Below are 26916 nucleotides of genomic sequence, written 5' to 3'. Positions count from 1 at the left end.
CACGCGCATGGCCGCAGCTGACCCCGACCACTACCTCGTGCTCGACGCCCGGGCCCCGATCGAGGAGATCGCCGGCGCGATTCGCGAGCGCGTGGACGGCATCCTCGCGGGTCGAGGTGCGAGGCCGGCCACGGCACCCACCGCGGGTCGAGGTGCGAGGCCGGCCACGGCCCCCACCGCGGGTCGAGGTGCGAGGCCGGCCACGGCCGAGCCTCGAGACCCAGGAGCCCCCGCATGAGCGTCTGGGACGACCTGGTCGGCCAGAAGCCGGTCATCGAGACCCTGCGGGCCGCCGCGTCCGGGCAGGGCATGACCCACGCGTTCCTGCTCACCGGCCCGCCCGGATCGGGCCGCTCCAACGCCGCGATCGCCTTCGCCGCCGCGCTGCAGTGCGAGAACGGCCCCGGGCCCGCGGCCGGGTGCGGCGGTTGCAACGCCTGCATCACCACCCTGGCCGGCTCCAACCCCGACGTGACCCGGGTGTCGACGGAGTCGGTGCAGTTCCGAGTGAAGGACGCCCGCGAGATGGTGCGCAAGTCCGCCATGAGCCCGGTCAGCCAGCGCTGGCAGGTGATCGTGGTCGAGGACGCCGACCGTTTCAACGACTCCTCGGGCAACGCCGTGCTCAAGGCTGTGGAGGAGCCGGCGGACCGGACCGTGTGGGTGCTGTGCGCGCCGACCGTCGAGGACGTCCTGCCCACGATTCGCAGCCGCTGCCGTCTGGTCTCGCTCGCGACGCCGACCGCGCCGGAGGTGGCCGACTTCCTGGTGCGCCGGCAGGGCGTGGCCGAGTCGCTGGCGTCGTACGCCGCCCGCGCCAGCCAGGGCCACATCGGCCGTGCCAAGGCGCTGGCGACCGACGAGGCGACCCGCAACCGGCGCCGCGAGGTCGTTTCGCTGCCGGCGCGGCTGACCAGCATCGGCGCCTGCATGCAGGCCGCGACCAACCTCGCCGACGTGGCGAAGGAGGAGGCGGAGGCGATCACCGCCGACCTCGACCAGCGCGAGAAGGCCGACCTGGACCGTGCGTTCGGCTACGAGGACAAGGGGCGCCGCCCGCGGGAGTACGCCTCCGCGCTGCGTGAGATGACCGACGACCAGAAGCGCCGCGCCAAGCGGCGGGTGCTCGACGTGGTCGACCGCAGCCTGATGGACCTCGTCTCGGTCTACCGCGACGCGATCGCGCTCGCGAGCCGGGCGCCGGGGCAGCTGGTCAACGAGGAGATCCGGCCCGACGTCGAGGAGGTCGTGCGCACCTCCACCCCCGAGCTCAACCTGCGCCGCATCGCGTGGGTCTTCGAGGCGCGCGAGCAGATGCTGGAGTTCAACGTGCCGGTGCCCTTGGCGCTGGAGTCCATGATGGTGGCGCTGAAGGTGCCCGAGGGAAGCAGGTAGACCGTGTCCACGACGACGACCCGGGTGGTGGCCGCCGTGGTGGCCCTCGCGATGGTGCTGGCCGGCCTCGGCGTGGCGCTCACCCTCTTCTTCGGCGGGGACGACACCGGGCGCTCGTCCGGGCCGGCGCCCACCACGACGCCCGAGCCCGGTGCGACCGATGCGCCCTCGCCCGAGCTCGACGCGTTCTACGGCCAGGAGCTCGACTGGAGCCCCTGCGAGCGCGACGACGACCTCGAGTGCGCGACGCTCACCGTCCCGGTCGACTACACCGACCCCGACGGCGACACCGTCGGCATCGCCCTGCTCAAGCTGCCCGCCACGCGTCCCGCGGAGCGGATCGGCTCACTGGTGGTCAACCCCGGTGGCCCCGGCGCCCCCGGCACGTCGTACGCCGCGGCCGCCGGCGTGGCCTTCCGCCCGGCGCTCTACCAGCGCTACGACATCGTGGGCTTCGACCCGCGCGGCACCGGCTTTTCGGACCCGGTCGACTGCGTGAGCGACGAGGAGCTCGACGCGTTCCTCTCGATCGACCCGGCGCCCGACACGACCGCCGAGGTCGAGGAGGCCCGTGCCGACCTCGAGGACTTCTTCGCCGGCTGCCTCGAGCGCTCCGACGGGCTGGTCGAGCACGTCACGACCGTCGAGACCGCCCGCGACATGGACGTCCTGCGCGCGGCGCTGGGGGAGTCCGAGCTCACCTACTTCGGCGCGTCCTACGGCACCAAGCTCGGGGCGACCTACGCCGAGCTGTTCCCCGACACGGTCGGCCGGTTCGTCCTCGACGGTGCCGTGGACGTCTCGGCGTCCTCACGTGACCTGACCCTGGGCCAGGCCGAGGGCTTCCAGCGGGCGCTCGAGGCCTACGTCGGCGACTGCGTCGACGGTGGCGGCTGCTTCCTCGGCGACTCCGTCGACGCCGGCCTGGAGCGGATCGCGACCTTCCTCGACGAGGTCGACGCCGAGCCGCTGCCCGCGGGCGACCGCGACCTGACCGTCGGCAACGCCTTCTACGGGATCATCACCCCGCTCTACGTCAGCGACTACTGGTTCCTGCTGACCCAGGCGCTGCAGGACGCCTTCGACGGCGACGGCAGCGCGCTGATGGAGCTCGCCGACCTCTACGCCTCGCGCGAGCCCGACGGCTCCTACTCCGACAACTCCGCCGAGGCGATCTACGCCATCAACTGCCTCGACGACCCCGGGGGTGCGTCGGTGGAGGAGATCCGCGAGCAGATCCCGGTCTTCGAGGAGGTCTCGCCGACCCTGGGCGAGGTGTTCGCGTGGAGCCTCATCGGCTGCGTGGGCGACACCCGGCAGGCCGTCGAGGAGGCGCCGGAGATCCGGGCCGAGGGAGCCGCCCCGATCCTGGTGGTCGGCACCACGCGCGACCCGGCCACGCCGTACGAGTGGGCCGAGTCGTTGGCGGACCAGCTGGCCAGCGGGGTGCTGCTGAGTCGTGACGGCGATGGCCACACGGCGTACAACTCCGGCAACGAGTGCATCGACTCCACGATCGAGGACTACCTGCTCGAGGGCACCGTGCCCGCCGACGGCACGTCCTGCTGATCGCCCACCGCTGGTCGAGCCCGTCGGCGGTCGAGGAGGCGCGCCAGCGCCGTCTCGAGACCCCGACCGCTACCGCGGCAGGACCACCCGCACCAGCCCCAGCGCGGAGGCGCCGGCGAAGTTGCCCATCGAGAACGCGTCGTCCCAGACCGCGATCCTGCCGTGCCGCAGCGTGAAGGTGCCGCGCACCCAGAACTCCGAGCGCCAGCGGCCGAGCGTCAACCAGTCTGTGCGGTCGGTGAGCACGACGTCGCCCTCGGCGGCGGCCGCGTGCATCGTGTAGCCGAAGCCCACCCCGCGCTTCTCCATGCCGATCAGCGCACCGGTGGCCCGGCGCCCGCGCAGGGTCGGCAGGCCGGTGTTGCGCCACTCGATGTCGACGTCGAGGAGGTCCAGGGCGCTGCGGGAGTCGCCCGCGGCCAAGGCGTCGAGGAAGGTCGTGACGACGGAGACGGGCTCGCTCATGTGGCCAGCCTAGGGGCGGCGGCGGGTGGGGCCTCGCGTGGGAAGGTCCATCGGCCGGCCGGCGTACCTTGACCCGGGCCGATGGAGCTCCGTCGTCCCGGGGCAAGGCCTATCGGCCGGCCGATGAACCTTGCCCCGGTCGTCACAGCAGCCCCAGCGCCTCCCGCACCGTGGCCTCGCCGGAGAGCACGGCGCCCTCCATGTAGCCGTTCCACACCGGCGAGCACTCCGCGCCCGCCCAGTGCACTCGACCGACCGGCTCACGCAGCGCGTCGCCGAGGCCGGTCCACACGCCGGGCGCGAAGTGTGCGCCGTAGCAGCCGCGGGTGAACTCCTCGGCGGTCCAGTCGCGCTCGACGTACTCCACCGGCTCGGCGGCCTGCGGGCCGAAGTAGCGCACCAGGCACTCGACCACGGCCGTACGCCGCTGGGCCGGTGTCCGCCCGGACCACTCGCGCGCCGCGGCGCCCTCGAGGAAGCACATCAGGATGCCGCGGTCGTAGCCGGGCGGGGTGTTGTCGAAGACGACCTTGACCGGGCCCCGGTCCGAGCCGGCCTGGCCGTTGAGGCCCTCGTCGCGCCAGAACGGCCGCGGGTAGACGGCGTAGACCTTGATGACCGAACCGGCGGGCAGCTTCTGGGTCAGCTGGTCGCGCCGCGACGGCAGCAGCGGCTCGTAGCGCAGCCGGCCGGCCAACGTGGGAGGCAGCGTCACGACGACCCGCGAGCCGCGGAAGCGCTCCCCGTCGCGAGTCACCACGTCGACCCCGGTCGCGTCCTGCTCCACCGACGCCACCGGCTGCCCGAGCCGCACGTCGAGGCCCTCGGCCATCCGCTTGGAGATCAGCACCGACCCGCCCTCGATGCGGTCCTGCTGGGCGCCGCGGTCGACGGCCATCAGCGTGTCCATGTCGGTGCCGGAGCGGGTGTAGAACAGCGCGTGCAGCAGCGAGACGTCGGCGGGCCGGCAGGCCAGGACGGCCTCGGAGTAGAGCTCGAAGTAGGCCCGCGCCTGCGGGGTGCGCAGGTTGCGGCGTACCCACGTCGCCAGCGTCTGCTCGTCGAGCCGGTCCGCCTCCGTGGTGGCCCACGGGGCGTCGAGGTCAGTGCGCCGCGCGAGCCGCCCGAAGCGGGTGACGCCTTGCGCGAGGTCGGCGAGCGCGACGGGGTTGAGACGGGGGACCGCCCCCTTGCGTCCCGCCAACCGCCCGGTACGCCGCCCGAGGCCGAACACGATGTCGCCGTCGTTCCACGTCGGCACCGTCCGCAGCCCGAGCTCGTCGAGGAGCGCGTACATCCGGTCCTGCGTGGGCCCGACCCACTGCCCGCCGAGCTCGATCCACTGCCCGTCGGCGAGCGCGCCGCCCTCGGTGCGACCGCCGACCCGGTCCCGGGCCTCGACGACCACGACGGAGCGGCCCTCCGAGGCGACGGCTCGGGCGGCCGCGAGCCCGGACAGACCGGCGCCCACGACGACGACGTCCCAGCTCATGCGCTCTCCTGTCGTCGGTGCTGTGCCCGGGGCCCGCTCGCAGGCTACGTGGCCGACGGCGTGGCCGGGTGCCGTGACGCCGTGGCCTCGGCGATCTCCTGCATCCGGGTGGTGGCGAGCTCGATCATCAGCCGCGCGGCGGGGGAGAGGACGGCGCCCTTGCGGTGCACGATCGCGAAGGTGTCGAACTGCCGCGGTCGCAGCGACACCCAGCCGGCCTTCGGGGCGAGGCGGGGGACGAGCTGCTGGGCAGCGCCGAGGGGGATGACGGTGTCGGCGAGCCCGAGGCCGACCAGCTCGACGGCGGTCTCGATGTCCTCGACCTCGATGCGGGTGGCCGGGTTGCGGCCCGTCTCGTGGAGCATCCGGCGCAGGGTGGCGCGGGTGGAGTCGGTCGCGCGGAAGGTCGTCTCCGACATCACCAGCGTGGCCAGCGAGAGGCGGTGGGCGGTCACCGGCGTCTCGAGGCGGGCGGGCTCGGCGCTGAGGTAGACCAGCTCCTCGCGGGCCACGGGGGTGACGTCCATGCCCTCGCTCTCGACGGTGGAGACGGCCAGCATCGCGGCCTCGAGCCGGCCGCGGCGCAGCTCCTCCATGACCTCGGCGGAGTTCTGCCCGACCAGCTCGACCCGGACGCCGGGGTAGCGGGTGAGCACGTCGGCGATCAGTCCGGCGCCGGCGTACAACCGGGCGATGCCGAACATCCCGAAGCGGATCGTCCCGGTCTCGAAGGACTTCACCGACTGCACGGCCTGGCGGGCCTCGTCGATAGAGGCGAGCACCTTCTCGGCGTACGGGCGCAGGGTGTCCCCCACCGTGGTCGGGACGACGCCGCGGCCGACCCGGCGGAAGAGCTCGACGCCGAGGGTCTTCTCCAGCGCGCGGATCTGCTCGGAGACCGAGGGTTGGGCGTAGCCGAGGTGCTCAGCGGCGCGCGTGAGGGAGCCGTGCTCGTAGGCGGCGAGGAAGCATGTGAGCTGGTGCACAGAAAGCATAGGAAAATCCTTGAGAACCGGCTGGAAAGACAGGCTACCCCTGTTCTTACCGGTGAGTCAGAATTGACCTCGTCACCCGATCAGACTCCGAGGAGGTCCCCATGTTCATGTTCACCCACGACTGCTCCGCCTGCGACCGCACGCAGCTCATCTTCCCGTCGATGATCACGGGCGCCACCCGCACCGACGCCGGCACCCAGGTCACCTTCGAGTGCTGGTGCGGCGCTCCGCAGACCGCGCTCCGCAGCGCCGCGAAGGGCGAGAACCGCGAGATGGTCGCCGCCTGAGTCGCGGCAGTCACGGGCCGTCCGGCGGCCCCACCCGACGAGGTCGGTCACGGACGCCTACAGTGCGTCCATGGCCGACCTCGACTCGTTGATCGCCCCCCACTACGACGTCGTCCTGGCGCGCAACCCCGGTGAGCAGGAGTTCCACCAGGCGGTGCTGGAGGTGCTGGAGACGCTCGGCCCGGTCGTGCGCAAGCACCCGGAGTACGTCGACGCCTCGATCATCGAGCGCATCTGCGAGCCCGAGCGCCAGCTGATCTTCCGGGTCCCGTGGAACGACGACGCCGGCCAGGTCCAGGTGAACCGGGCGTTCCGCGTGGAGTTCAACTCCGCGCTCGGCCCCTACAAGGGCGGCCTGCGCTTCCATCCCACGGTCTACCTCGGGATCGTGAAGTTCCTCGGCTTCGAGCAGGTCTTCAAGAACGCGCTGACCGGGCTGCCGATCGGTGGCGGCAAGGGCGGGTCGGACTTCGACCCGAAGGGTCGCAGCGACGCGGAGGTCATGCGTTTCTGCCAGTCGATGATGACCGAGCTCTACCGGCACCTCGGGGAGTACACCGACGTCCCCGCCGGCGACATCGGGGTGGGCGGTCGGGAGATCGGCTACCTCTTCGGCCAGTACAAGCGGATCACCAACCGCTACGAGTCCGGTGTCCTGACGGGCAAGGGTCTCGCCTTCGGCGGCTCCCAGGTGCGCACGGAGGCGACCGGCTACGGGCTGGTCTACTTCACCGAGGAGATGCTCCGCACCCGCGACCTGTCCCTGTCCGGGCGCAGGGTGGTCGTCTCGGGCTCGGGCAACGTCGCCATCTATGCGATCGAGAAGGCGACGGCCCTGGGTGCCCACGTGGTCGCCTGCTCGGACTCCGGTGGTTACGTGGTGGACGAGGACGGCATCGACGTACCTCTGCTCAGCCAGGTCAAGGAGGTCGACCGCGGCCGGGTCTCCGACTACGCCGCCCAGCGGCCGAAGGCGCGCTTCGTCGAGGGCGGCTCGGTGTGGGAGGTGCCCTGCGAGGTGGCGCTGCCGTGCGCTACGCAGAACGAGCTGGACGGCGGCGAGGCCCGCACTCTGGCCGACAACGGCGTGGTCGCCGTCGCCGAGGGTGCCAACATGCCGTGCACGCCCGAGGCCGTGGACGTGTTCGCCGAGCGCGACGTGCTGTTCGCGCCCGGGAAGGCGGCGAACGCCGGCGGCGTGGCGACCTCGGCCCTGGAGATGCAGCAGAACGCCTCCCGCGACTCGTGGACGTTCGAGCACACCGAGGACCGGCTGCGCACGATCATGGCGGGCGTGCACGAGCGGTGCGCGGGCGCCGCGGAGGAGTACGGCCGCCCCGGGGACTACGTCGCCGGCGCCAACATCTCAGGCTTCGTCCGGGTGGCCGACGCGATGCTCGCGCTGGGCGTGGTCTGACGTCCCGGTGGTCGAGCAGTCTCGAAACCGAGGCCTTACCGGTTCAACCACCAGATCGACGCGTTGAGCGCGGTCGCGAAGGCGACCCAGCCGAGGTAGGGAACCATCAGCCAGGCCGCGGCGCGACTGCGGTTGCGGAAGAGCACGATGGTCACGCTGATCGCCGCCAGGAGCGCGGCGATCTCCACCAGCGCCCAGCCGTAGGTGCCGGCGCCGAAGAAGATCGGTGTCCACGCCGCGTTGAGCACCAGCTGGCCGACCCACCACCCGGTGGCCACGTCCGAGCCGGTACGCCGCCAGGCCAGCCAGCCCGCGACGCCGATCGCGACGTACAGGACCGACCACACCGGCCCGAACAGCCACGAGGGCGGCGCGAAGAACGGCAGCTCGAGCGACTCGTACTCCGAGCCGGCCGAGGACGAGGCGGCCCCACCGAGCCCGGCGGCCACTGCCGTCGCCACCAGGAACGCGGCCAGCGCCCACCAGGTGCTCCGCCCGGTGGGTCGGTCGGTGACTCGGTGACGAGGATCGGTCGCGGTGCTGGCCATGTCTCGACACTGCCCGGGCCGGGGGACCCGCTCACCACCCGACCGGGCGCCGTTTTCGTGCCTCGCGACCGGCTCCCTATACTTCCTCGGGTTGCCCGAGGGCAGCACGCCGCCTTAGCTCAGTCGGTAGAGCGAGTCACTCGTAATGACTAGGTCGTCGGTTCGATTCCGACAGGCGGCTCCGCTACAGGCCCCTGACCTGCGGAGACGCGGGCCAGGGGTTTCGCGCATCCGGGGATGGCGCGTCCGGAGTGTGTGCATCGCACCTGCCGCGTCACCCGCACTCCGGTCAGCGACACGGTGACCTCGGAATGGTGGCTCGGCTCGTCATCCCTGCTCGAGGCGCGCGGTCACTACCCGGTGCGTCCCCTCGCCGTAGGCCACGATCCGGGCCTCACGCACGCCGGTAGGGGTGGTGCGCAGGGTGATGACGGCGGCGTCGACGGCGTCCTCAAGGGGCCAGGCGTAGACGCCGGCGCTGATGAGCGGGAACGCGACGGTCTCGGCGCCGACCTCGTCGGCGACCTCGAGGCAGCGGCGGTAGCAGGAGGTCAGCAGTTCCCGGTCGGTCTCGCCGCGGGAGTGGTTGGGGCCGACGGTGTGGATGACCCACCGGGCTGGCATCCGGCCGGCGGTGGTCCAGCCGGCGTCGCCGGTGGCGAGGCCGTGGGGGAAGCGGCGTACGCAGTCGGCGAGCACGTCGGGGCCGCCGGCTGCGTGGATGGCGCCGTCGACGCCTCCGCCGCCGCGCATGCGGCGGTTGGCGGCGTTGACGACCGCGTCGACGTCCTGGGTGGTGATGTCGCCTCGGACGGCGACGACCTCGGCGTACGGCATGGTCACCAGCTCTCTCTCGTCACGGGTTCGCCGCAGGCGGGGCACAGCACGGTCTCGCTCGGTTGGCCGGGCTCGGTGTGGCCGCGGGTGCCGCAGAAGTCGCAGACCCACCGTTCGAGTTCCATGGCTGCATCTTCAGCCACAGCACCGACAACGCGCCTAGGTTGGCGCCATGGCGCGCTGCATTCCGGAGGAGCCGACGTTCGTCACGGAGTCTGAGCGGCAGGTGTGGGAGCGGCTGCGCGACGGGCTGCCGGGTGACTGCGTGGTGATGGCGAACGTCCGGCTGACCGACGAGGTGAAGGACCACGAGATCGACCTGTTGGTGCTGGTCCCGGAGGCGGGGTTCGTGTGCTTGGAGGTCAAGGGAGGGTCGGTCTGGCTGGAGGACGACGGGTGGTGGATCAAGCGCGGCGAGAAGGTCGAGCGGTGCGACCCGGTGACGCAGGCGCGGGAGGGCAAGCACGCGGTCAGGCGGTACGTCGAGGCCGACCCGCGGTGGGGCAGCCGAGAGCAGGTGGCGTTCTCCCACGGGGTGGTGCTGCCGCACACCGAGCTGCCCGAGGGGTTCTCGGTGCCGGATTTGCCGCGGTGGGGGTTCCACGACCGCGGTGACATTGCGGACCTGCCGGAGCGGGTGCGGACCAACGGGTGGGGCCTGGCGCACGGGCGGTGGACGCCCAACCACGACGACGTCGAGCTCGTGGCGGAGATCCTGGCGGGGCGGTCGCGGCCGTCGTACGACGTCAACGCCGACGCCGAGGAGCGCGCGGCGACCGCGGACCGGCTGACGCAGGAGCAGATGGTGATCCTGCAGGTCACCCGGCTGCTGCGCCGGGTCGAGGTGCGCGGGGGAGCGGGCAGCGGGAAGACGGTGCTGGCGCTGCAGAAGGCCAAGGACCTCACCCGCGGGGTGGGGGAGGGGGCGCGACGTGAGCGGGTGGCGCTGCTGTGCTACTCGATCGGGTTGGCGGAGTACCTCAAGCGGGTCGTCGCGGGGTGGGACCGGCGGCACCGGCCGGCGTTCGTGGGCACGTATGAGGAGCTGGGCCGGCTGTGGGGTCTGGAGATGGGCTCCGAGGACGACCCGGCGTTCTGGGAGTCCGAGCTGCCGCGGCTGATGGCCGAGCAGGCGGCCGGTCTGGCGGAGGGGCACCGGTTCGACTCTGTCGTGGTCGACGAGGCGCAGGACTTCGCCGACTCGTGGTGGGCCTCGGTGCTGGGGGCGCTGCGGGACGAGGAGGCCGGTGGGGTGTTCGTGTTCAGTGACGAGAACCAGCGGCTCTTCGCGCGGTTCGGTCGCCCGCCGGTGCAGCTGGTGCCGCTGGTGTTGGACCACAATCTGCGCAACACCAAGCAGATCTACGACGCGTTCGGCCCGCTCGCGCCCTCGCGGATGCAGGCCCGGGGCGGGTCGGGCGCCGATGTGCGGTTCGTGGCCGCTGCCAGCGAGGACGCCATCGACGTCGCCGACTCCCAGGTCGAGGCGTTGATGGACGAGGGCTGGGACCCCTCGCGGATCGCGCTGCTGACCACCGGCCACCGCCACCCCGAGCAGATGGCACAGGTCGAGCGGCACGGGAAGGTCGCCTACTGGCGGTCGTTCTGGGAGGGCGAGGACGTCTTCTACGGCCACGTCCTGGGCTCGAAGGGCCTCGAGCGCGCGTGTGTCGTGCTGTGCGTCAACGAGGCCGGCGGGCGGGACCGGGCCCGGGAGCGGTTGTACGTCGGGATGTCACGCGCCACCGACGTGCTCGTCGTGGTCGGGGACCCCGAGGTCGTGCGGCGGATCGGTGGGGACGAGGTCTCGCGGCGGCTCGGGATCTCGGGGTGACGACAGGCGAGGAGCGCCCGGAGTCTGGGTCGCTCAGGATCGGGACCTGGAACCTCGACGGTCGCTCGGGTCCGCGGCAACGCGACTTTCTGGCCTCCCTGGGGTGCGACGTCCTGCTGCTGACCGAGGTGCCCGAGGGTCTGGACCTGGGTCCGTGGTCGGTGCACCTGTCGGAGGCGGAGATCCGTGAGGGCGTGCGGTACGCGGCAGTGGCGGCGCGCACGCTCGCCCCTGAGCCGTCACCTCATCCGGCCTCAGCGGTTGCCGAGCACGAGGGCTGGCGGTTCTGCTCCTCGGTGCTGCCGTGGCGCAGCAGCGGTGGGGCTGCCCCGTGGTCAGGCGACAGCCAGGCCGAACGGACCGAGGCTGCCTGCCGCGCGATCGCGGGTAGCGGGGTCGACGTGTGGGGCGGCGACTGGAACCACGCCATGCAGGGCACTGACTGGGCCGGCAGCACGGGCGGCCGGGCGGCCATCGAGGACGCCGTGGCCAGGCTGGGGCTCCAGGTCGTCACTGTCGGGCTGCTCGCGGCGGGCGACACACAGGCGAGCATCGATCACGTCGCCGTCTCGCTCGCGAGCGTCGTTGAGCGGGCCGAGCGCGTCGTCGCTTCCGACGAGCGAGGACGCCTCTCCGACCACGACGCGTACGTCGTCCCCGTCCACCTCGCGTTGGGTCATGCTGCAGGTCAGACCTGTGATGCCGCGCAGCACCGCTGGCGTCCCGTCGTCTACGGCCTCCCGACTCCCGAGACCTTCGAAGCCGCCGAGCGAGAAGATGTGTTGCTCGGCGGCTGCGTCTTCTGGGGCGAGAGTGCGCACGAGCGCTGCGCCGACTGCGGCATCGAGCGCTGAGTTTCGGGTCTCGCTGGCTTGCCATCGTGGACGGTAGCCGGGCTGCAAGCATTCCTTCCGCTTGAGGGCGAGTTCACCACGAGGGACTTTCCACCCACCCCCAGCCGTTCGGTCTGAACTTGAAGTCGTCAGGTCGGGGGACGTCAACATCTCGGACATGGCGTGCAACGAAAGCGAGAAGGTGTCCACTTAGCGGGGCCGCGCGGGTGTACGTTGCGTAGAAACTGGTTCTTGTCTCGCAGGCCCAGGCGTGCGCGTTCAGCGGCAGGCAAGCCAGTTCGCAAGAGTCCCCAGGCCTCCTCATGATTGGCGTACGGCGCCTTCACGAGGTGTTCCATCCGGCACTCCGACATCACTCTCCCGAATTGCGGACCGCCACCTGTGACAGAGAAGTAGGACAGGCCGTCCTCGAGGTCCTGATAAGGCCATTGTCGGGTCTTCCACATGTGCCATTCGACGTCGTCTTCGCCGCCCGATCCCGGCTCCATCCAGGGAACCGAATGCATCAACACCATGTCACCAACTCCTCGTCGGGATGCCTGAGCGAATGATGTGCCGCAGCGAGTTGCTGTGTCTTTGCTTTGCGAGTTCCCGCCCACTGAACGGAGAGTGCACGGCGTCTAGTCTGATCGAATGGAGCCGCTGTACGACGGCCGCGTCGGCCTCAAGGTCGCCGACACGGTGCGCGGGGCGTGGGCGCTGCCTTCGCACGAGCGCGTGTCGGTCGGCAGGTTGCCGGGCGCCGGCATCCACATCCCCGACTCGTGGGTGCCGAGCCGGTTGTGTCGGTTCCTGCCCTACGAGCAGGGGTGGTTGGTGCAGCTGGGGCGGGCGCGAGCGACGATGCGTAGCAAGTACCTCGACGACGTCACGTTCCGCGGGCGCACCATCGTGGCGTTGCAGCCGGGTCAGTCGCTGATCGCGTTCCCCGAGCTCGACGACTATGTCCGGATCGCCGTGGTGATCGGGGCTGGCCAGGGCGAGGGGTTGCCCCTGGCCAGCGATGCGGAGGGTGTCTCGCGCGAGCCCGAGTTCCGCACCGCCTACCCGGGCGCCAGCGCGTCGCTCACACCCATGCAACGGCGGGTGATGGCCGTGACCTTCCACCACCTGATGACCGAGCAGCCCCCGCCGTCCAATCTCGCCGCGGCGGCCGCCGCCAAGCTCGGGACGACCGAGGCCAACGTGAAGGTCACCCTCGGTGCGGTGCGGAAGAAGGTCAACGACGAGCGGTGGATGAACCTGGAGAAGAACGACCAGCTCGGCCACTACCTCGTCCGGCTGACCCGCACGATCACCTGGGACGACCTGCCTCCCGAGCTCCAGTGAGCCGATTACCTGGGTAAGGGCCCGTTGAGGGCGCCTCGGCGCACTGTTCTCCCGTCGGCCCACCCGGGGCCGGAGAGAGGAGGCAGCGATGATCGAGCTGCACGTGGGCCGCGGGGTCACCCGGGGCGCGATGACGGTGTTCCCGCTGTGGAGCGCCACCAGCGGCTACCGCCGCTACACGATGGGCGGCCGCGGGCTGCACGTCACCGAGTCGCCCGACGGGCCGCAGGTCGAGACCCTGATGGTCGGCAACGTCGAGGACCGGCCGGCGCTGGTGCTGGAGGGTCAGCTCTTCGAGGGCGGCTGGCAGCACCGGATGTCGCGGCACTCGCTGATGGTCGGCGTGCACCAGCAGGTGCCCGTCGAGGTGGCCTGCGTCGAGCAGGGCCGCTGGGGCGGCACCTCGACACAACACTCGCGGGGACGCCGGGCGACGCCGTACGTCGCGGACTCGGTGCGCCGGGGCCACGACGTCCAGGGGGAGGTGTGGCGCCGGGTCGCCGAGCACACCCGCGGCTTCGAGGGGCTGTCCACCGACAGCTTCGTCGACCGGCTCGACCTCGCCGACGCCGAGCGCGCGCTGTGGGCCGGCCTGCGGCCGCTGCCGGGACAGTCGGGGGTGTTGATCGGGATCGGTGGGCAGCCGTACGTCGCGGAGGTCTTCGACTCCTCGGCTCGGCTGCGGGCCCAGCTGCCGGCGCTGCTCGAGGCGGCTGCGCTCGACGCGCGCTTCGCCCCGGCCGAGGCGACGCCGGGTCGGCGGGCACGCCGGTTCGTCGAGCGGCTCGACCGGGTCCGCCCGCGGCGTACCGAGCCGGCCGGCATCGCCGAGCGCACCCGCGGCGCCAGCGAGCACCTCGACGCCGCGTCCCTGACGTGGCAGGGCCACCACGTGCACACGCGGATCACGCACGTCCAGCACCCGCTCCTGGTCGGAGTGGGACGATGAGGCTCACGTCGGCACAGATGGACCGCGCCTGCGGCGTCCTGCTCGCCTCGGCGGTGGGGGACGCGCTGGGGGCGGGCTACGAGTTCGGCTCGGCGGCGTACGACGGGTGGCCGGCGATGATCGGCGGCGGGCTCGGCGGCTTCGCTCCGGGGGAGTGGACCGACGACACCGCGCAGGCGGTCGCGATCGCCCGGGTCACCATGACCGGCGCCGACCTGCGCACGACCGAGGCGCTCGACGCCATCGCCGACGGCTTCTGCGCGTGGTACGCCGGCGGGCCGGCCGACGTGGGCATCCAGACCTCCCACGTGCTCGGACTGGCCGGCCGTGACGCCACCGCGGCCCAGCTCGCGGCGGCCGCGGCGACGGTGCACGAGCGCAGCGGCGGTCGCTCGGCCGGAAACGGTTCGCTGATGCGCACCGCTCCCGTGGCTCTGGCGCACCTCGACGACCCGCCCGCGCTGGTCGAGGCTGCTCGGCTCGTGAGCGCGCTGACCCACCACGACCCGATGGCCGGCGATGGGGCGGCCCTGTGGTGCCTGATGATCCGACACGCGGTGCTGCACGGCTCGTTCCCGACGGCCGGGGACGTCGTGCCGCTCCTGGACGGCTCGCACGTCGAATGGGCCGCGATCCTCGCCGAGGCGGAGACGAGGCCGCCGTCGGCGTTCGCCGAGAACGGCTGGGTCGTCGGCGCCCTCCAGGCCGCGTGGTCCGCGATCACCCACACCTCCGTGCCCGAGGCGATGCCGTGCCGCCACCTGCAGGACGCGCTGGCCACCGCCATCGGGATCGGCCACGACACCGACACGGTCGCGGCGATCGCGGGAGCGCTCCTCGGCGCCCGCTGGGGAGCAAGCGCGGTGCCGCAGGAGTGGCAGGCGCCGCTGCACGGCTGGGGCCTGCCGCTGGCCGGGCACGAGTCCGGTGCGTCGGCGCTCGTGGCGGCGGCGATGCTGGCTGTGCGCGGCGGCCGCCCGGACGGGCGCGGGTGGCCGACGGCCGCGCGGGTGGAGTACGCCGAGTGGGAGGCCGCCGGCACCTGCGTCCCGCACCCGCTCGTCCGCGACGTGTGGATCGGCGACGTCCGGGGTCTCGACCGGCTGCCGGCCGAGGTCGATGCGGTGGTGAGCCTGTGCCGGGTGGGCGGTGACCAAGCGCTGGATCTGGTCAGCCACCAGGTGCGACTGCTCGACTCGGTCCCGGCCGACAACCCCAACGTCGACTTCGTCATCGACGACGCGGCGCGCACAGTGCTGCGCCTGCGCGACGCCGGGCACCGGGTCTACCTGCACTGCGTGGCCGGCCAGAGCCGCACGCCGACGGTCGCTGCCCGCGTCGCGGTGCTCGACGGCGTACCCCTCGAGCGCGCGCTGCGCGAGGTCACCGCCGTCCTCCCCGGCGCCCGGCCGCAGGGCTGGCTCCTCGACTCCCTGCGTCGCCTCGACGCCTCCACGAACGGATCACCCTCATGAACCCCACCCACGCCAACATCAGCCAGGTCGCCCCGCGGTTGTGGATCGGCTGGGACCCGATCGAGGCTCAAGACGCGATCCGCCGGGCTCGCCCGATCGCGTGCGTCGCCTACGCCGAGGACGCTCTGGACTGGTGGTTGCGAGCCGCTGGCGCGAGCCGTGCGGCTCCGGACGCGGTGCGGCCCCGGCTGGGGTAGGGCGCGTGAGATCGCGACGGCTCGCGCGCTCAGGAATCTCGCAAGGCAGTGTCGATTGCGATGCATGACGCCACCGCGAGAGTGCGGAGAGGCCCTTGCGGAAGGTCGGAGATCTCGGCGACGTACTTGTCCCGCTTGCTGTCGCGGAAGAGCGAAGTCGCCAGGCCACCACGACCCCGGGTGATGCGGGCGACCTCCGACCCCAGGCCATCCTTCACGGCAAAGTCCCAGGTGCTCCATCCCTCGCCTTCGAGCGTGGCGAGATCTTGGCCCTGCGACTGGAGTACGAACTTGACGTTCCCGACGATGCCCATGGACTTCTGGACGACCTGACCTATCAGTTGCCCACTGGCATCGTGCACCGTCACCGTCGACTTCACGACGGCCGCAGACCGCGTGATCTGAAGGACGAGTCGACCGTGCTGATCCAAGACCCTGAGACGTCGACGTCGATGGCGAACAGTGGGCGTCACAGCGGCCCTGAGCACGCCCGGACCCAGTTGCTGCACGGTTCCGAGGGTGACCCCGTTCCGGTCGTAAACCAGGTACTCGGATCGGCTGTCGAAGACTTTGGGCTTCTGGTTCACCACCAGCACGGGCTCGGTGAACAACGTGCCGCCGCCCGACCGGCCGTCCAGCACACCTGCCCGCTCAACATCGCGCCGGACGCTCGCCTTGCCCACGGCGGGTCTCGCATCCGGTACGGGAGCATCGGTGCCCTGGAGACCGCGGGACGACACGTGCTCTGTCCATCTCCCCCCCCATCCCAGTAGCGCAAGTCGTGCCGGCCGAAGGGATCCGGGTGCCAGCTCGGAGGTGAAAGACCGGTCATGCTCGGCACGTTAGCGCCCCGGCTCAGCGGGTGCTCGCCTGATGTTGGGAACGTTGAGACAGCACCATGTAGGCCCGCGTCAGGCGGCCGCGAGGTGCTGCTCGACGAGGTCGGGGTCGTGCCACCACCCGTCGGGGTCGTGGAAGTTCCACCACTCGTCGGAGCGTGAGATCGGGTCGGGCGGGACCTCGGCGGGGTTGTCGAGGTAGCGAGTGCCGGTGGCGTCGCGCAGGTGGATGCCGCCGTGGGGGTCTCGCCAGAGGTGGATGCCGGGGAAGGGTTCGCGGACCTGCCAGCCGCCGTGGGTCTTGAGGCGGTGGTGGAAGGTGTGGAGGGGGCCGAGGTTGGCCACGTCGGTCGCGCCGCCGCCGGGTTCTCGGGACCAGGGGATCTCGTGGTCGATCTGGACGTGGCGGCTGGTGGAGGCGGCGTGGCCCCAGGGGAAGGTCTCGACGGGGTGGCGGAGCTGGACGGCTCGGCGGTGTCGGGCGGGGACCTCGTAGGCGTCGACGGGGGCGAGTCCGTCGATGTCGAGGACGGGGAGCACCTGGACGTGGGTGTGGGGGCCGAGGACCTCTCGGAGCCAGGTCTCGGACACGGCTCCGTGGCCGTCGATGCGCGCGACGTGGTCGAGCGGCTGGCCGGTCTCGTCGTGGTCGCGGCCGGGCGGGACGGTGATCTGCTCACCGGTCTCGGGGTCGGTGTGGTGGGTGCCGCCGTAGAGGTGGACCACCAGCGTGGTCGCGGGCAGCAGGCCGCGCACGTCCAGCTCGGCGAGGTCGGGCAGGTCGGAAGTGGAGTCGGAGCCTTTCGTGGCGAGTCCTCCGGCGAGCAGCGCGACGGCGTGGACGCGGAGGTCGTCGGCGGTGGGCGCGTCCTCGGCCTCAGTCACCGAGGCCGGCAGCGTCTGCTCGATGCGGGAAGCCAGCGTGGTGATCGCGGCGTCGAGGGCGTCGATGATGGGCAGGGGTGCGCGGATCATGAAGATGGCCATGCCGGCTGCCTGGTCGCCGGGCAGCGGAGTCAGCTTCTTGGCGAAGCGGGCGCGGGCGGCGCGTTCCTCGCGTTCGCGGGCGAGGTGGGGCGCGGCGACGGTGACCTTGCCGGCCACGAGGGTCTGGAAACGGGTCCAGGGGATGCGGCCGTCTGCCTGCTCGTGGGTCTCCTCGTCGACCCAGGCTGCCTCGGCCGCAGTGAGGTTGCGGGTGGCCTCGGCGACGTGGATGGCGAAAGTGTCGCGGACCTCGAGGGCCTGGACCCGGGCCCAGGTGCGGGGCAGTCGGAGCTTGAGGTCGAGTGCGGCGGCGATGTGGCGGCGTCCGGCGTGGGTGCCGCGTCCCATCCGGGCCCCGAACTCGGCGGCCGCGAACTCGGTGACCTGAGGGGTCCCCTCCCCGCCGTAGAGCGTGGCCTTCTCCCGCCCGGGCTTGCCCGACTCCGCGGGGTCCAACCGGTCAGCGGGGTGGGCAACGGCCCACTCGTAGGCCAGCGCGAGCAGCTCGGCCCCCGCGCGCTGCATCGCGGTCGCGACGTCGGCGACCCGGTCCAGGACCTGGGTCTCGGAGCGCGCAGCCGGGTCCGCCAGGGGCTACGGCGGGGCAGGGAGCATGGTCACATCGTATCGAACGCGTGTTCGATCGACAAGGGTCGGTGGTCGACCTGTGAGCCACCGAAGAAGGCTGCCGCAGCCAGCCGGCATCGCGAGTCGACTGCCCTCAGCGGGGTCGTCCCTCGGAGTCTTCCGTCAACAGCTCAGGCTCCAAGTTGATCGCCAGGTCGCTGGCGTCGATGTCACGTTCACCCAAGTAGCGCAGCAGGTCCGCCTGCCGCGGCTGACCAAGCACCATCCGGTAAGCGCCGACGGTGCGGAGCAGCCTGCGGAGGGCGTGGCTCTCCTTGCTCAGCGGGAGGGCCGCGACATACCGCTCGATCCGGGCCGGACCCTCGAGCGGTGGGACCCACGACGGGTAGATCTCGCTCATGCCTGCTGGGCGGTCGGCCGCAGCGAGCTCGAACATGGTGGCCCACGGGTTGGCGGATCGGGCCACCTCGCCGCGGGCGCCGTAGACGTAGGCGACGTTCTTCCGCACGGCGTGGCCCTGATATCGGTGGACTCGTCCTTCGCGCTGCTCCAGGTCGACCGGGTTCGCCGGGAGGTTCCAGTGCACGACCGCATGGCTGTACTGGTGGAAGTCCAGTCCCTCCTGGCCTACAGACGTGGAGGCGAGGACGAAGGGCCAGAACGGCGAGTTGTACGCCGCACGGACCTGGCCCTCGCGCATCACGCTCTTGTCGTCCTCGCTGATGCCGCGGCCGAAGCGCACGGCGAGGTGGCTGCGGGTGCGGTGCGTCGTGGCGACGACCTTCTTCGTCCTGATCGACAGGTCATGAAAGGTCTGCGCGGAAGTGCGCAGTGACACCGCCTCGTCGAACTTTCTCGCGACAGCCTCTGCCCACGCTGCGCGATCTCCCTGGTCGCCCATCTGGGCCAGCAGGTAGACATGCTCGTCCAGCACGCTCTGCAGCCCGCCGTGCACACAGTGCATCAACACGCTCTGCCAGTACGCGGCGTCCGCGCCGCCGACGATGCCCATGATCTCTGGCTTGTTGAAGAGGTTTCGCAGGGCCCAGGACATGTCAGCTGCGGCAGCTCGCAGAGCCTTGTCCGCGAATGCCTCCTCGCCACCAGACAATCGGGCCAGGCTACGCAGGGCTGCGTTGCCCGGGCCGCCGATGGCGAGCAGGACGACGACATCCTCAAGGTCACCAGGACGGCGGCCCAAGGTTGTTTCGGCGATCGCGATGGCTTCGGTCCGATGGTCGTCGAAGCCACCATGGTCATCATGTTCCTCGTACTCGAAGCCGTACCCGAGCACGCCCATCAGGTCGGCGTCCTCCCGACGGTCCAGCAGGGCGCCGGCGGCCCAGTACCACCGCTCGTCGACCGGGCCTGAATCGGACCCGGGCGGCAGGGTGTCGAGAAGCAGACGCACGCGACGACGTACCTCGTCCTCGAGCGTCGCCCACGCGAGCGGGAAGGGCCTGCCAAGGTCTCGCGCCACGCCGACAGGGTCACCAGCGCGCGAGAGCGCCACGCTCGGATAGATCAATCCGAGCGTCGGCATTCCTGCGTTGCGACCGTCGGTCCGGTTGAAGGTCAACCTGCCCGAAGGGCGGGTGGCGTCGTACTCCGCATAGCCGCTCGAGGTGCTGCTCTGCCGCGCGAGCTCGCTGATCCGTCGCTCCGCCTCATAGCTGACCACCGTGCTGATGGCCTTCGGCGCAACGGCCCACGAGGAGAAGATCAGCCGCTTCGTGAAGCTCGTCAGCTCCGGATCGGCGTACGGGCCGTCAAGCTCGTAGTAGGGGAGTGACGGCGGGATCCAGACCAGCTGCCAGGCGCCCCGGTCGAGTACATCGGACACGAGCCCGCGCATCTTGGCGTTGCCGGGGTCGATGGCGGCGTACCGGCGGATCTCTTCCCACGCCAGGCGCTGACCTCCGTCGGTCTGCATCGCAGCCACGAGTGACGGATCGGCGGGGTCGTGGTGGAGCAGCTTCTCCTTGACCTTGTACTGCTCCATCAGCTCCAGGACGTACGGAGAGGAGCGCCAGAACTCCAGCAGGTCTTGCCCTCCCACGACGCGCGACACCTGGCTGAGGCGGCGGAAGTCGCGGACGTCGTCCGGGGCGAGGGCGGCGTGGTCCCAGGACCGCTCGCTCACGAAGCCGTCACGGTCGGGCGTGGTGGCCAGTCGCTCGGTGCGACACATGACCCTGCGCAGCAGCCGCTCGGCGCCGTCACGCTCGACCTGTGCCTTCTCCAGATCACCGGCGAAGAGGGCAGCCCGCAGGCGGGCCAGGTGGGTCCGGACCTGTGCCGCACCGTCCGCGCCCGCCAGGAACCGGACGGTGTCGATGAAGTCATCGTAGTGGTCGTCGCCCTCGGGTTCCTCGGGCAGTGTGTACATCTTGAACGGTGTGGCGCTCAGGAGCAGGAGCCGGCAGTCCGCGTGGTCGAAGAGCTCGCGGGCCAGCTCCGCGCCCTCGCCGTCGTCGGACATCAGGTCCTTGAACCGCTGGAACTCGTCCATGATCACCAGGTCAGGCTCGAGCCGCTTCACGGCTGCTCGGGCCAGCGCCCGTCGCAGGCGGCCGATGAGCGCGTAGCGACGACTGCTGAGCTCACCCGAGACGCGGCCGGCGCGGCGGAACTCGTCCACGCAGGCGGAGACCTCGTCCAGGAGTGACATCCCAGCTGTGCCCGGTTCGCGAAGAATGACCGCGAACTCCTCCGCCAGCTCAGGGACGATCGTCGAGTCGTCGTGCTCCTGCACCTTCCGTTTGAAGCCCTCGTGCTTGGCCGAGCAGCGGAAGAAGTGTGTCCAGGGGCCGGGACGCACCGCTGGATCGGCCATCTTCACCAGCCGGTAGAGCAGCACCCGCTCCTCCGCCTTCCCGCCGTTGCTCCTCAGGTTGAATGAGGTGCTCGGGGTGAACGAGACGAAGTTGAGCTTGCGGCCTTCGAGGTGGCTGAGCTGGGAGGCGAGCATCGTGAGCCGGTCGGCCACGTGACGCTCGCCGTCACCGCCGACGCGGAGCTTCGGCAGGTTCTGCCGCGCGATCTGCCCGTTGGAGCAGATGTAGACGACGTCAATGCGGTCCACCTTCTGCCACAGGTGGTCGATGGTCTTCGCAATGACGCCGCGCGCCACCAGCGTCTTGCCGAGACCGACCTCGTCGGCTACGAGGAACCGGCGCGAGGGCGACTCCGGGTCCCAGAGCCGGGCATGGACAGCCTCGACGCTCGCGCGCTGGAAGTCCTTGAGTCCCCTCAGCTCCTGCTCGAGGTCAGGACGTTCGGGCGCCTGTGCAGAACTCATGACTGGGTCGCCTCCCGGATGATCTGCCACAACCTCATGAAGTCCTCGTCCAGGGGCGGCGGCGATCCGTCGTCACCCCGCAGGTCCTCCAGCAGGCGTTGGACCCGTTCGAGGGCGTCGTCGTCACGAGCCGCCGCTCGCAGCAATGGCTCGAGGAGCACGAGGTCGTCGAACCCGGGACCCCCGGCGGACCCTGGGCTCTTGTCTCCATCCGGGAGGTCCGCGCTCCTGCGGAGGAGGTCCTCGGCGCCGAGGTCGCCGAGCAGCAAGGCGAGGTAGGCGAGGACCTTGGCAGGGTCCGCCAGCATCTCCCGCAGCAGGATCCGCAGCCGATCGGTCGGGGCGCCCTCGACCTCGACCAGGATCACGCACTCGCGCAGCAGCTCCTCACCGTCGAGAGACACCGAGGTGGTGACCGCGAGATAGGGGCAGAGCGCGTGAAGTGCCGCACCCCGCCACGAGGGGGCAGAGTCGACGGGGAGGGGCTGGGCGTTGACCAACCCCAGGGGCCGCACCGTCGTCACAGAAGCCAGGCCGTTGGGATCGTGGGGCAGGGTCAGGCGGAGCGCCACGTCGTAGGAGTCGCCTGCCTGTGTCGCGACCAGGGTCGGGCCAGCTTCGGCGAGGGCCGCTTGCCACTGCTCCATCTGGCGCTCGACGTCGTACATCTCGTCCTGGCTCGGCTCGGCCGAGCTGATCTCGTAGGCCTGGGTCAGGTGCGCGAGGCCTCGCTTCTCGTCCCCCAGCACCGCGTCAGGACCACAGGCGTGCCGTGGTCCGCTGAGGACCACGCTCATCTCGACATTGCCTCCGAAGGCCGCTCCCGTGCAGTTAGCCGAGCCGGTCACCACGTGAGCCTGCTTGCCGTCGTCCCAGCAGAGGATCTTGGCGTGCAGACCCCGGGCGGGCACGGTGGTCACCACGTGCTGCGCGTCGTCCCTGTCGTCCAAGACCTCGTCTACGTCGCCGGCGTCGGCCATCGCCTGCAGCACACGCGTCTCGATGCCCGCGCACGCTTCGCGCCCCACCTGCTCGAGGGAGTCGGCCCGGCTCAGCAGGACGCGCCGGCCGGGAGCGCGAGGTAGTTGCCGGACCGCCCCCGCGGTGAGGAAGGGCGAGATGACCAACCATGACTCCGCGCGCTCGGGCAGCGGCCAGGACCCACCGGAGGGCGTCCCCAGCGGGAGCACCTCCGCCCGGGTGAAGGGGGCGGGTACGCCGAGCCGTGCCGTGGCGACGGTGCGGCAGAGGTCGTCCACCAGCGCCCGTCGACCTGCCGAGAGGGGTCGGGTCGTCATGGACAGCAGGTCTTGGACGAAGGTCGCCACGGGAGCGGCGTCCAGGAGGGCCGAGGCGGACGCGTCCTCGTCGCAGACGAGGATCGTGTCCCACGAGCGGTCACCGGTGAGGTTGCGGCTGAGGCAGACGAAGCGGTGGTGCTGGGTCCCCGCGGCGTCGACGAAGCGGAGGACCCAGATCTTGGGGTGGAACGTCGCTCCGGGCGGGGGCAGGACCTCGGCCATGATGCCCTCGGCGAACGCCGCCAGACGCGGGTACGACGGCGGCACGTGCATGCCGGCGGCCTGACACAGCACGACTGTGTGCTCGGCATGGCGACGCACCGACTCCAGCAGCGTGAGGGGGGTGGCCGCGTCGAGCGCGGACGCGTCTCCCTCGGTGTGGTCGTAGGCGGCCATCGCGAGCGGCGCGAGCAGCAGGGAGAAGAGGTCGAGGGTGTAGGTGGTGGCGACTGCTGCGTCCACGCGAAAGCCGGGCGGGGGTCGCAGTGCATCGGTCAGGAGGTGCCGGTCCTCGGGTGCGAGCATCAGAGCACCGCCTCGGCCGGCTGCGGGGCAGCAAGCTGCAGACCCTCGGCGACGTCTGCAAGGAAGGCCTTGGCCACGCCCCACCGGTAGCCCAGCCGGCCCATCCCGGCGCCGGGCGTCCAGGTCTGGCGTGCCTGGGCGTACTGGAGCCTTGCTCGTTTGCCCTTGAGTCGCAGCTCGCGTTCGCGCAGGAGCCGTTGTGCGTCGGCACTCCCGTGCTGTCCGGACTCCACCAGGGCGAACCACCGCTCGACGAAGATGTGGGTCGCCCCGCGTAGACGCGGGTTCTGTTCGCGGACCAGCGACCAGAACGCGGTGCGGTCCCAGCCGTCGAACGTCGCGCTGTCCTGCAGTTCTGACTCCCACGTCTCGAGCTCGACCCGGAACCCGTCGACCAGGTCGTCACGGTCCGCCAGCTCGGCCAGCATCAGGTTGTAGAGCACCGGCGCGCCGTACCAGGCGTGGTGGAGCCGACGGGCTTGGTCCACACGATCCGCCAGGCTCTGGGGCAGCTCCGCCGCGCAGGGGATCTCCCAGACGGTGTCGCCGGTCGCGTCGTGGGCGCGGGGCGCCAACCACGACAAGAGGCTTCCCCCGGGAAGGCGCGCGAAGACCTCCTGGAGGTACGCCGCCTCGCTGCTGGTCAGGTCGAAGGTGCACTCCTTGAGCCACGCCTCGGGTGCTGGCGGCAGCGAGGGGTCGATGCCGAGGTCCGGGCCACCATGGTCCACGTCGCCTTCCACCAGGTCCCGCAAGGTCTGGACCGTCGATCCCGCTCGACGAAGGTGACCCTGCACGCTGCGATCCCACGTCACGATGTCGAAGCGCTGGAGCGCCGGCCAGTAGACCTGGCTCGGCATCGTCTTCAACCTGTCCTGGGCCTGGCTGCCGATCACCCCGGACTTCATGCCGCCGGCGAGGAGTGCGCGGATGAGCCGCACCTCGCCGCTGCGCAGCTCAGCGCGGGCCCGGTCCAGCGGGAGCCCGCGGCGCGCGACGTCCTTGACCAGCCACGGGATGAAGAGGAGGTAGCGGACCCTCGTGTGCAGCACCGAGGTGCCAGGGAACAGGGTGTTGGAGAAGCTGTCCCTGATGGGGCCGATACCGAGCTCGTCGACGCTCGACTCGTCCTGGAAGAGCTTGATGACCTCGGTCATCGCCGCCCGCTGAGAGTCGTCCTGGTCGAGCCAGCCGAAGGTCGAGCTCACGCCTGATCTCCCTCGATGGCGTTGACGACCTGGATCTCAAGACCGAGCGAGGTGGCGATGCGGTCGAGGAACTTCGTCGACGTCACGAACCACTCCGAACCCGCCCGTCGCGTGCGGCCCGCAGCGTGGTCGGCGTCGCGCAGCCAGGCGTGGAACTCCTTCTCCACAGCAGCGGACGCTTCCGCGGGGTAGATGCGGAGCAGGATAGGGTCTTCTGGCAAGGCTGTGAGCCGCCCGGCCGACTCCGCGCGGTAGTGGGCGTCCTTCGCGGAATGGCCGACCTTCAACAGAGTCTTGCCGGTCTCCTCGTCGACCGGGTGCTTCAGGTAGTGCGGCAACGTGTAGACGTAGATGCCAGGCTTGCCGACCTTCTCGGCCTGCTCCGTGTTGGCGACTGCCTTGGTGACCTCCTGGGCCTCAGCCTCGGGGTCCTCGGCGCGACTCCGCACCGTGGCCTCGAACTTCTCCAGGTCGCTGCGCAGCTGGGGATCGAGATCGAGATTCTTGAGCCAGCTGCGCAGCTTGGCGGCCACGCTGCGCGCCGCCCATGCGCTCTCCGGCACCTTTCCCGAGACGATCGCGTTGATCTGGAGGCGGTAGTTGTAGACGAAGGCGGGACCCTGGTTGCCCTCGGCTTTCGCGATCTCCTGCGGAGCCATGCCGTCGCGCTCGTAGCGGTAGATGCGACCCATCAGTGAGTCGTCGGCCTCCAGGATGGTGCGGATCAGGGCCTCACGGTCGTAGCCGGTCGACGGCGCCGGCTGTGTTTCCGCGGTCAGGGCCTGCGGTGCGGTGCCCTCGTCAGTCATCGTCTGCTCCGTCCTTGGTCGGCAATGCCCACGTCGCAGGCGGCGGGCCGAAGATCTTGCGGGCCGATCGTGTGGCGAGCCGGCCGAAGAGGTGGTTGCCACCGGCGCCCAGGCCCGCGCCGATGCCCAGCGGCACCTGCTTGCTCAGCACAAGCACACCCTGCTTGGTGCCGTACTTGGTGATGAAGCGTGGCCCCAGCACCCTGTTGGCGGCGTTGATCGCGGTCATCGGCGTCCGCTCCACGATGAGCCGGGCCCAGTACGGCGCGGTGCGGGGGATGGTCGCCTCCAGGGCGGTGATCGCGCTGTCCCCGAGCAGCACGGTGAGGACGAGCAGCTTGCGGCGCTCGACATCCTCGGGGTCCAGGTCGTGGATCTCGGCCAACGACAGCACGTAGAGGGTGGTGGCCTCGGTAAAGGCCAACACATCGGCCAGTGCCGTCGGGACGCCAGCCCCGGGGACGGCTCCTGCCGCGCCGGCGGCGCCGCCGGTCATGGTGATCGCGGCGAGGTAGGTACGGCGGATCCTATTGATCAGGTCGGTGGGGGACTCGTCCGGGTGCAGGCGTCGCAGTCGCTCGACGTTGGCCCGGGCCACCGGTGCCTGCGCGACGAGCGCCTTCTCCAGGCCAGCGGCGACGAGCGCCTTCGGGTTCGGCTTCACCCCTGCTGATCCTTCCTGATCGCCAGCGCCGGGAGGGCGTCGACGATCGACATGGTCTCGAGGCTCACCGTGACGATGCGGGCGAGCAGGTCGATGATGTACCTCGGGTCCGACACTTCCTTCGACCAGTCGTTGGGGTCGTTGACGATGCCGGACGCCTTATCGGTCTTGACCTGATAGCGATCGAGGATCCACTCCACCGCGGAGCGGGAGCCGAGCTGGTAGCGGTACGCCGCCTCGGGGATGCCGGTCAGGGTGATCCGACTGTTGTAGGTCACGGTCGAGCGGTCGGCGACGAGCTTCTTGGTCTCGGGGTCGCGGACCTTGCCGAACGCCATCTTCTGCACGCGGTAGAAGTCGTAAGGATCGGTCCCGGCCGGGGGTTGGGCGTCGAGGCCGTGGAGTGGGTACGGCGTCACCGTTTCGTAGCCCAGGTGCAGCTCGGACAGGTCGCGGCCGGCCTGCACGAACGGCCACGGGTCCTCGACCAGCGGGATCCGGGGCAGCATCTTCTTCAGGTCGGCCGCGTAGGGCTCGCGGTACTCCGGGCTGTGCAGCAGCCCGTAGACGTAGAAGAAGATGTCGTCCTTCGTGATCGAGCCGTACGCCCCGGTGAAGCGCTTGAGCGCCTCGTCGGTGACGTTGTCGATGCGGCGGTATCCGTCGATGACCTCGCCGTCGCCGCCCAGATCCAGGGCGCCGCTCTCATCAACGAGTTCGTAGGTCCACCGAGGAAGAAACTGGCCAGTATCGAGTAGGTGTAGGTCCGGGACGGCGTCGGCTGCGAGCAAACAGAAGTCGTAGTGCGAAGCCGGTCCAGTAACCGCGAATCCGAGATTCGGCAGTTGACCATTCGGGAAGGCCAACGGAATTCGGTAAACCATGTCGTTCATCGTTCGGTCGAAATAGAGGCGTTGTCGAGTGAAGGGGCGATAGGAAGCGACCCGGTAAGCGGCTCTTCGTACTTCAGGTGGGGATGAGGGTGTCGAGTCCTCCGCCGATGAGGAGCATGCGTAGCCGGTAGTTGTCGTAGTTGCGGAAGCCGCGGGCA

Annotated in this window: 23 protein-coding genes, 1 tRNA gene and 1 pseudogene; 12 read left to right on the top strand and 13 right to left on the bottom strand. The window is 70.8% G+C overall.

Annotated elements, in window-relative coordinates; genetic code table 11:
• From A6R01_RS05230 to A6R01_RS05220, 3 genes and pseudogenes are all read left to right on the top strand, one after another.
• Positions 1 to 238 (top strand): annotated as a pseudogene (locus tag A6R01_RS05230) (hypothetical protein); the annotation flags it as partial.
• Complete coding sequence (locus A6R01_RS05225; protein WP_292604228.1) at positions 235 to 1395, top strand: DNA polymerase III subunit delta'; 1161 nt, start codon at positions 235 to 237, stop codon at positions 1393 to 1395. The pseudogene A6R01_RS05230 and the gene A6R01_RS05225, both read left to right, overlap by 4 nt.
• Before the next feature lie 3 nt (positions 1396 to 1398).
• Entirely contained in the window at positions 1399 to 2964 is a 1566-nt protein-coding gene (locus A6R01_RS05220) for an alpha/beta hydrolase (RefSeq protein ID WP_292604226.1), read from the top strand.
• A gap of 69 nt (positions 2965 to 3033) precedes the next feature.
• Here A6R01_RS05220 and A6R01_RS05215 read toward each other — a convergent pair whose 3' ends face one another.
• The 3 genes from A6R01_RS05215 to A6R01_RS05205 all read right to left on the bottom strand — a co-directional run bounded on the left by A6R01_RS05215 (position 3034) and on the right by A6R01_RS05205 (position 5916).
• Positions 3034 to 3429, bottom strand: a complete 396-nt coding sequence (locus A6R01_RS05215; RefSeq protein ID WP_292604224.1) for a limonene-1,2-epoxide hydrolase family protein — start codon at positions 3427 to 3429, stop codon at positions 3034 to 3036.
• A gap of 142 nt (positions 3430 to 3571) precedes the next feature.
• Complete coding sequence (locus A6R01_RS05210) at positions 3572 to 4921, bottom strand: flavin monoamine oxidase family protein (protein WP_292604222.1); 1350 nt, start codon at positions 4919 to 4921, stop codon at positions 3572 to 3574.
• A gap of 44 nt (positions 4922 to 4965) precedes the next feature.
• Complete coding sequence (locus tag A6R01_RS05205) at positions 4966 to 5916, bottom strand: LysR family transcriptional regulator (protein WP_292604220.1); 951 nt, start codon at positions 5914 to 5916, stop codon at positions 4966 to 4968.
• 101 nt (positions 5917 to 6017) lie between these two features.
• Here A6R01_RS05205 and A6R01_RS05200 point away from each other — a divergent pair, with 101 nt between their 5' ends.
• A complete protein-coding gene (locus A6R01_RS05200) occupies positions 6018 to 6203 on the top strand; it encodes a hypothetical protein (protein ID WP_292604218.1) in 186 nt (61 codons plus the stop codon).
• 70 nt (positions 6204 to 6273) lie between these two features.
• Positions 6274 to 7620 (top strand): NADP-specific glutamate dehydrogenase, encoded by a 1347-nt coding sequence (gdhA, locus tag A6R01_RS05195; RefSeq protein WP_292604216.1) that lies wholly within the window; start codon positions 6274 to 6276, stop codon positions 7618 to 7620.
• Positions 7621 to 7655: 35 nt separating this feature from the next.
• Here gdhA and A6R01_RS05190 read toward each other — a convergent pair whose 3' ends face one another.
• The gene (locus A6R01_RS05190) at positions 7656 to 8168 is read right to left on the bottom strand and encodes a TspO/MBR family protein (RefSeq protein ID WP_292604214.1); all 513 of its coding nucleotides are present in this window, start codon (positions 8166 to 8168) and stop codon (positions 7656 to 7658) included.
• A 108-nt stretch (positions 8169 to 8276) separates the two neighbouring features.
• Here A6R01_RS05190 and A6R01_RS05185 point away from each other — a divergent pair.
• Positions 8277 to 8349: transfer RNA gene (locus A6R01_RS05185), tRNA-Thr, on the top strand.
• A gap of 146 nt (positions 8350 to 8495) precedes the next feature.
• Here the strand turns inward: A6R01_RS05185 and A6R01_RS05180 are convergent.
• Positions 8496 to 9005, bottom strand: a complete 510-nt coding sequence (locus A6R01_RS05180) for an O-acetyl-ADP-ribose deacetylase (protein ID WP_292604229.1) — start codon at positions 9003 to 9005, stop codon at positions 8496 to 8498.
• A gap of 172 nt (positions 9006 to 9177) precedes the next feature.
• Here A6R01_RS05180 and A6R01_RS05175 point away from each other — a divergent pair, with 172 nt between their 5' ends.
• The 6 genes from A6R01_RS05175 to A6R01_RS05150 all read left to right on the top strand — a co-directional run bounded on the left by A6R01_RS05175 (position 9178) and on the right by A6R01_RS05150 (position 15643).
• Positions 9178 to 10839: a nuclease-related domain-containing DEAD/DEAH box helicase gene (locus A6R01_RS05175; protein ID WP_292604212.1), complete on the top strand. Its 1662-nt coding sequence runs from the start codon at positions 9178 to 9180 to the stop codon at positions 10837 to 10839.
• Positions 10840 to 11000: 161 nt separating this feature from the next.
• Positions 11001 to 11693 carry a hypothetical protein gene (locus A6R01_RS05170; protein ID WP_292604210.1) on the top strand — a complete coding sequence of 231 codons (693 nt, stop codon included), beginning with the start codon at positions 11001 to 11003 and terminating at the stop codon, positions 11691 to 11693.
• A gap of 633 nt (positions 11694 to 12326) precedes the next feature.
• Positions 12327 to 13022, top strand: coding sequence for a hypothetical protein (locus A6R01_RS05165; protein WP_292604208.1), 696 nt, complete (start codon positions 12327 to 12329; stop codon positions 13020 to 13022).
• 88 nt (positions 13023 to 13110) lie between these two features.
• On the top strand, positions 13111 to 13971 hold the full coding sequence (locus A6R01_RS05160; protein ID WP_292604206.1) for a DUF6569 family protein: 861 nt from the start codon (positions 13111 to 13113) through the stop codon (positions 13969 to 13971).
• Positions 13968 to 15446: an ADP-ribosylglycohydrolase family protein gene (locus A6R01_RS05155; protein WP_292604204.1), complete on the top strand. Its 1479-nt coding sequence runs from the start codon at positions 13968 to 13970 to the stop codon at positions 15444 to 15446. The genes A6R01_RS05160 and A6R01_RS05155 overlap by 4 nt, the downstream gene beginning before the upstream one ends.
• The gene (locus tag A6R01_RS05150; protein ID WP_292604202.1) at positions 15443 to 15643 is read left to right on the top strand and encodes a hypothetical protein; all 201 of its coding nucleotides are present in this window, start codon (positions 15443 to 15445) and stop codon (positions 15641 to 15643) included. The genes A6R01_RS05155 and A6R01_RS05150 overlap by 4 nt, the downstream gene beginning before the upstream one ends.
• Positions 15644 to 15672: 29 nt before the next feature.
• On the opposite strand, the gene A6R01_RS05145 is transcribed toward A6R01_RS05150, so the two are convergent.
• The 8 genes from A6R01_RS05145 to A6R01_RS05110 form a co-directional block, all read right to left on the bottom strand.
• The gene (locus A6R01_RS05145) at positions 15673 to 16326 is read right to left on the bottom strand and encodes a phospholipid scramblase-related protein (RefSeq protein WP_292604200.1); all 654 of its coding nucleotides are present in this window, start codon (positions 16324 to 16326) and stop codon (positions 15673 to 15675) included.
• Positions 16327 to 16554: 228 nt separating this feature from the next.
• Positions 16555 to 17994: an HNH endonuclease signature motif containing protein gene (locus tag A6R01_RS05140; RefSeq protein WP_292604198.1), complete on the bottom strand. Its 1440-nt coding sequence runs from the start codon at positions 17992 to 17994 to the stop codon at positions 16555 to 16557.
• Positions 17995 to 18190: 196 nt separating this feature from the next.
• Positions 18191 to 21358: a DEAD/DEAH box helicase gene (locus A6R01_RS05135; protein ID WP_292604196.1), complete on the bottom strand. Its 3168-nt coding sequence runs from the start codon at positions 21356 to 21358 to the stop codon at positions 18191 to 18193.
• On the bottom strand, positions 21355 to 23184 hold the full coding sequence (locus tag A6R01_RS05130) for a phospholipase D family protein (protein ID WP_292604194.1): 1830 nt from the start codon (positions 23182 to 23184) through the stop codon (positions 21355 to 21357). The genes A6R01_RS05135 and A6R01_RS05130 overlap by 4 nt, the downstream gene beginning before the upstream one ends.
• The gene (locus A6R01_RS05125; RefSeq protein WP_292604192.1) at positions 23184 to 24392 is read right to left on the bottom strand and encodes a DUF6361 family protein; all 1209 of its coding nucleotides are present in this window, start codon (positions 24390 to 24392) and stop codon (positions 23184 to 23186) included. The genes A6R01_RS05130 and A6R01_RS05125 overlap by 1 nt, the downstream gene beginning before the upstream one ends.
• A complete protein-coding gene (locus A6R01_RS05120; protein WP_292604190.1) occupies positions 24389 to 25201 on the bottom strand; it encodes a hypothetical protein in 813 nt (270 codons plus the stop codon). Before A6R01_RS05120 ends, A6R01_RS05125 begins: the two co-directional genes overlap by 4 nt.
• Complete coding sequence (locus A6R01_RS05115; protein ID WP_292604189.1) at positions 25194 to 25865, bottom strand: hypothetical protein; 672 nt, start codon at positions 25863 to 25865, stop codon at positions 25194 to 25196. The genes A6R01_RS05120 and A6R01_RS05115 overlap by 8 nt, the downstream gene beginning before the upstream one ends.
• On the bottom strand, positions 25862 to 26916 hold a 1055-nt coding region (locus tag A6R01_RS05110; protein ID WP_366925090.1), incomplete at its 5' end, for a type ISP restriction/modification enzyme. The genes A6R01_RS05110 and A6R01_RS05115, both read right to left, overlap by 4 nt.

Origin of the sequence: Nocardioides sp. REDSEA-S30_B4 (assembly GCF_001627265.1) — a bacterium.
GTDB lineage: Bacteria > Actinomycetota > Actinomycetes > Propionibacteriales > Nocardioidaceae > Nocardioides.
This window is presented reverse-complemented; position numbering and strand designations above follow the sequence as displayed.